The following is a 4,199-nucleotide window of genomic DNA, read 5'->3' on the forward strand; positions in this document are numbered from 1 at the left end:
CGCTCGACGCCGCCGCGGGAGCCCAGGCCGCGTGGGCGGCCACCGCCCCGCGCGACCGCGGCGAGATCCTGCGCCGCGCCTTCGAGCTGATCGCCGAGCGCGCCGACGACTTCGCCGAGCTGATGAGCCTGGAGATGGGCAAGCCCGTCGCCGAGGCCAAGGGGGAGGTGACCTACGGCAACGAGTTCTTCCGCTGGTTCAGCGAGGAGGCCGTGCGCATCCACGGCCGCTGGATGAACAACCCGGCCGGGACGTCGCGGCTCCTCACCATCCGCAAGCCGGTCGGCCCCTGCTACTTCGTCACCCCCTGGAACTTCCCGCTCGCGATGGGCACGCGCAAGATCGGGCCGGCGATCGCCGCCGGCTGCACCATGGTGGTCAAGCCCGCCGAGCTGACGCCGCTGACGATGCTGGCCCTGGCCGGGGTGCTCGCCGAGGCCGGGCTGCCCGCCGGTGTGCTCAACGTCGTGCCGACCGCCTCCGCGGCCCAGCAGTCGCAGGCGCTCATGGGCGACGACCGGCTGCGGAAGGTCTCCTTCACCGGCTCGACGCCGGTGGGCAAGCTGCTGGTGAAGCAGAGCGCCGAGCAGCTCCAGCGGGTCTCGATGGAGCTCGGCGGCAACGCCCCGTTCCTGGTCTTCGAGGACGCCGACGTGGACGCCGCCGTCGACGGCGCGATGATCGCCAAGATGCGCAACATGGGCGAGGCCTGCACCGCCGCCAACCGCTTCCTCGTGCATGAGTCGGTCGCGGAGGAGTTCGGCGAGAAGCTGGCCGCGCGGATGGGCGCGCTGAAGGTCGGCCGTGGCCAGACCGAAGGCACCGACGTGGGCCCGCTGATCGAGGAGAAGGCGGTCGACTCCGTCCACCAGCTCGTCACCGACGCGGTCCACGACGGCGCCAAGCTCCTCACCGGCGGCTCCGCGCCGGAGGGTCCGGGCTACTTCTACAGTCCCACCGTGCTCGTCGACGTGCCGTTCGAGTCCGAGATCGTCGGGCAGGAGATCTTCGGCCCGGTCGCGCCGATCTCGGTCTTCACCTCGGAGGACGAGGCCATCGAGCGCGCCAACGCGACCGAGTACGGCCTGGCGTCGTACGTCTACACGCGCGACCTGTCCCGCACGATCCGGCTGGCCGAGCGGCTCGACTACGGCATGGTCGGCGTCAACACCGGCCTGATCTCCAACCCCGCCGCGCCGTTCGGCGGGATGAAGCAGTCCGGCTTCGGCCGCGAGGGCGGGTTCGAGGGCATCGAGGAGTACCTAGAGACGACGTACGTCTCTCTCCCGCCGGGCTAGGCCGCAGGCGGAGCGTCGCCGGCGTTGTCGGGCCTCGACGGCCCGCTTCGCTCGACGGCCGCCTTCGGCCCTCCGCCTTGGCGCCGCACGCCCCTGCGACCTATCCCGTCGAGAGGAACCCTGCCGATCAATCCTTGTGGCGGGGCTTGCGAGTGGGCTTGTCGCCCCGGTCCTCGCTGAAGCGCTGGCCGGTGCGGCGGTTGGGGGCGCCGCGGTCGCGGGAGAGCTCGATCAGCTTGCCGCTGATGCGGGTCTCGGCGAGCGCGTCCCAGGTCTCCTGCGGCAGGTCGGCCGGGAGCTCGACGATGCTGAAGTCGGGCCGGATCGAGATGTTCCCGAAGTCGGCGCGCCGCAGGCCGCCCTCGTTGGCGAGCGCGCCGACGATCATCCGCGGCTCCACCTTGTGCCGCCTCCCGACCTGGATCTTGTACGCCGCCAGCGGCTGCCCGTCTCCGCGCGAGCGCTTCTCCCAGCCCTCACCGGTGGCCTTGCGCTGACCGCGCTCGCCACGCTCGGGCCGGTCCCCACGATCCCCGCGGTCGTCGCGGTCGCGACGCTCGCGCACCGGACGGACCGGCTCGGGGTCGAGCAGCAGCGGCTCGTCGCCGTGGAGGATCGAGGCGAGCGCCGCGGCCACCTCGAGCTCGGGGACGTCGTGCTCGGAGACGTAGTGCGCGACGACGTCGCGGAAGAAGCCGATCTTCTCCTTCGACGCGAGCGCCTCGGTGATGCCCTCGTCGAAGCGGGTGAGCCGGGTGGCGTTGACCTCGTCGACGCTCGGCAGCTGCATCTCGGTGGGGACGGCCTTGGTGTGCTTCTCGATGGCCTTGAGCAGCCAGCGCTCGCGCGGGGTGACGAAGGAGATCGCGTCGCCCGAGCGGCCGGCGCGGCCGGTGCGGCCGATGCGGTGGACGTAGGACTCGACGTCGGTGGGCAGGTCGTAGTTGACGACGTGCGAGATGCGCTCGACGTCGAGGCCGCGAGCGGCGACGTCGGTGGCGACGAGGATGTCGAGCGAGCCGTCCTTGAGCTGGTTGACGGTCTTCTCGCGCTGCGCCTGGGCGATGTCGCCGTTGATCGCGGCGGCGGCGTACCCGCGGGCACGGAGCTTCTCGGCGAGGATGTCGGTCTCGGACTTGGTACGCGCGAAGACGATCATCGCCTCGAAGTTCTCCACCTCGAGGATGCGGGTGAGGGCGTCGAGCTTCTGCGGGTAGCTCACCATGAGGTAGCGCTGGGTGATGTTGGAGGCCGTGGCGGTCTTGGATTTGACCTGGACCTCCTTCGGGTCCCGGAGGTACTGCCCGGTGAGCGCCTTGATCTGGCGCGGCATGGTCGCGGAGAAGAGCGCGACCTGCTTCTCGTCCGGCGTCGTGGCCAGGATCGTCTCGATGTCCTCGGCGAAGCCCATCGAGAGCATCTCGTCGGCCTCGTCGAGCACGAGGAAGCGCAGCTCGGAGAGGTCGAGCGTGCCCTTGTCGAGGTGGTCCATGATCCGGCCGGGCGTGCCGACGACGATGTGGACGCCGCGCTTCAGGGCGGTCAGCTGCGGACCGTAGGCGGAGCCGCCGTAGATCGGGAGGACGCGGATGCCGGGGAGCTGGGCGGCGTACCGCTCGAAGGCCTCGCAGACCTGGATGGCGAGCTCGCGCGTGGGGGCGAGCACCAGGGCCTGGGGGCGCTTCGTCTCGTAGGGGTCGAGGTTGGACAGGACCGGCAGGGCGAACGCAGCGGTCTTGCCGGTGCCGGTCTGGGCGAGGCCGACGACGTCGCGGCCCTCGAGCAGCACCGGGATGGTGGCGGCCTGGATCGGGCTGGGCGTCTCGTATCCGACCTCGCGCAGCGCCGCCAGGACGCCTTCGGAGAGGCCGAGGTCCGCGAAGGTCAGCTGACCTGTCGCTCGGTCGTCGGAGCCGGCACGGTCGGGGGAAGTCTGGTCAACCACCAGCCAAGGGTAGTCGCTGCGGCCGCTGGAGCGGATTTCCCGACGCAGGGTGACCAGCCGTGGTACCTTAGGTGAACACAAGGTGAACAGGAGGTGGATACCGATGAACACGCAGATCACGTGCACCTGGGTCACGGTCATCGACGCCGCTGGTCGTGAGCGTCTCGAGGCCGTCTGGACGCCGGCCTCCGCCGCGGCGAGCACTCATCACGCCGCCTGAGCGTCGGGCGAGGTTCAGCCTGCCGTACGCCACTACGGAATGAATCTTCAAGTCAGAGGGTTAGAGTCGTCGAAAAGGCTCTGACCCTCTGACTCATCTCTGGAGATCCACCATGGTTGACACCACCTTCGGCACCAGCACCGCCCTCGACGACATCGCCGGCACCTACGTCCTCGACACGGCCCATACCCGCCTCGGCTTCAGCGCCCGCCACGCGATGGTGACCACCGTCCGCGGCTCCTTCAAGGAGTTCGAGGGCACCGCGGTCGTCGACACCGCCAACCCGGCCAACTCGACCGTCTCGGTCACGATCGACGCCAACTCGATCGACACCGGCAACAAGGACCGTGACGGCCACCTGCTCTCCGGCGACTTCTTCGAGACCGAGGCCAACCCGAAGATCACCTTCACCTCCACCGCGGTCGAGTACGACGGCGAGACCTGGACCATCACCGGCGACCTCACGATCAAGGGCGTCACGAAGTCCGTCAGCGTCCCGTTCGAGCCCACCGGCTCGGCCCAGGACCCGTTCGGCAACACCCGCGTCGGCTTCGAGGGCCAGGCGGTCATCAACCGCACCGACTTCGGCCTGACGTTCAACGCCCCCCTGGGCACCGGCGGCGTGCTCGTCTCGGAGAAGATCAAGCTCGAGTTCGACATCTCGGCGATCAAGCAGGCCTGACCCACCACCGAGTGGGGCCTCCCCTGCCCCCCACTCGGGGGCAGGGGAGGCCCC

At 69.9% G+C, this 4,199-nt stretch carries 3 protein-coding genes; 2 read left to right on the forward strand and 1 reads right to left on the reverse strand.

Annotated elements, in window-relative coordinates; all coding sequences use genetic code 11:
- On the forward strand, positions 1-1,298 hold a 1,298-nt coding region (locus QM572_RS11900; RefSeq protein ID WP_415093334.1), incomplete at its 5' end, for an NAD-dependent succinate-semialdehyde dehydrogenase.
- 127 nt (positions 1,299-1,425) lie between these two features.
- On the opposite strand, the gene QM572_RS11905 is transcribed toward QM572_RS11900, so the two are convergent.
- Complete coding sequence (locus QM572_RS11905; protein ID WP_415093335.1) at positions 1,426-3,243, reverse strand: DEAD/DEAH box helicase; 1,818 nt, start codon at positions 3,241-3,243, stop codon at positions 1,426-1,428.
- 332 nt (positions 3,244-3,575) lie between these two features.
- On the opposite strand from QM572_RS11905, the gene QM572_RS11910 reads away from it, so the two are divergent.
- On the forward strand, positions 3,576-4,145 hold the full coding sequence (locus QM572_RS11910; RefSeq protein ID WP_415093337.1) for a YceI family protein: 570 nt from the start codon (positions 3,576-3,578) through the stop codon (positions 4,143-4,145).
- Positions 4,146-4,199: the final 54 nt, after the last annotated feature.

It is taken from the genome of Nocardioides sp. (assembly GCF_047607365.1).
Classification (GTDB): Bacteria; Actinomycetota; Actinomycetes; order Propionibacteriales; family Nocardioidaceae; genus Nocardioides.

Bases quoted from the DNA above. Each gene is read 5' to 3' on its own strand.
- QM572_RS11910 (WP_415093337.1), top strand. From the start codon at position 3,576: ATGGTTGACACCACCTTCGGCACCAGCACCGCCCTCGACGACATCGCC.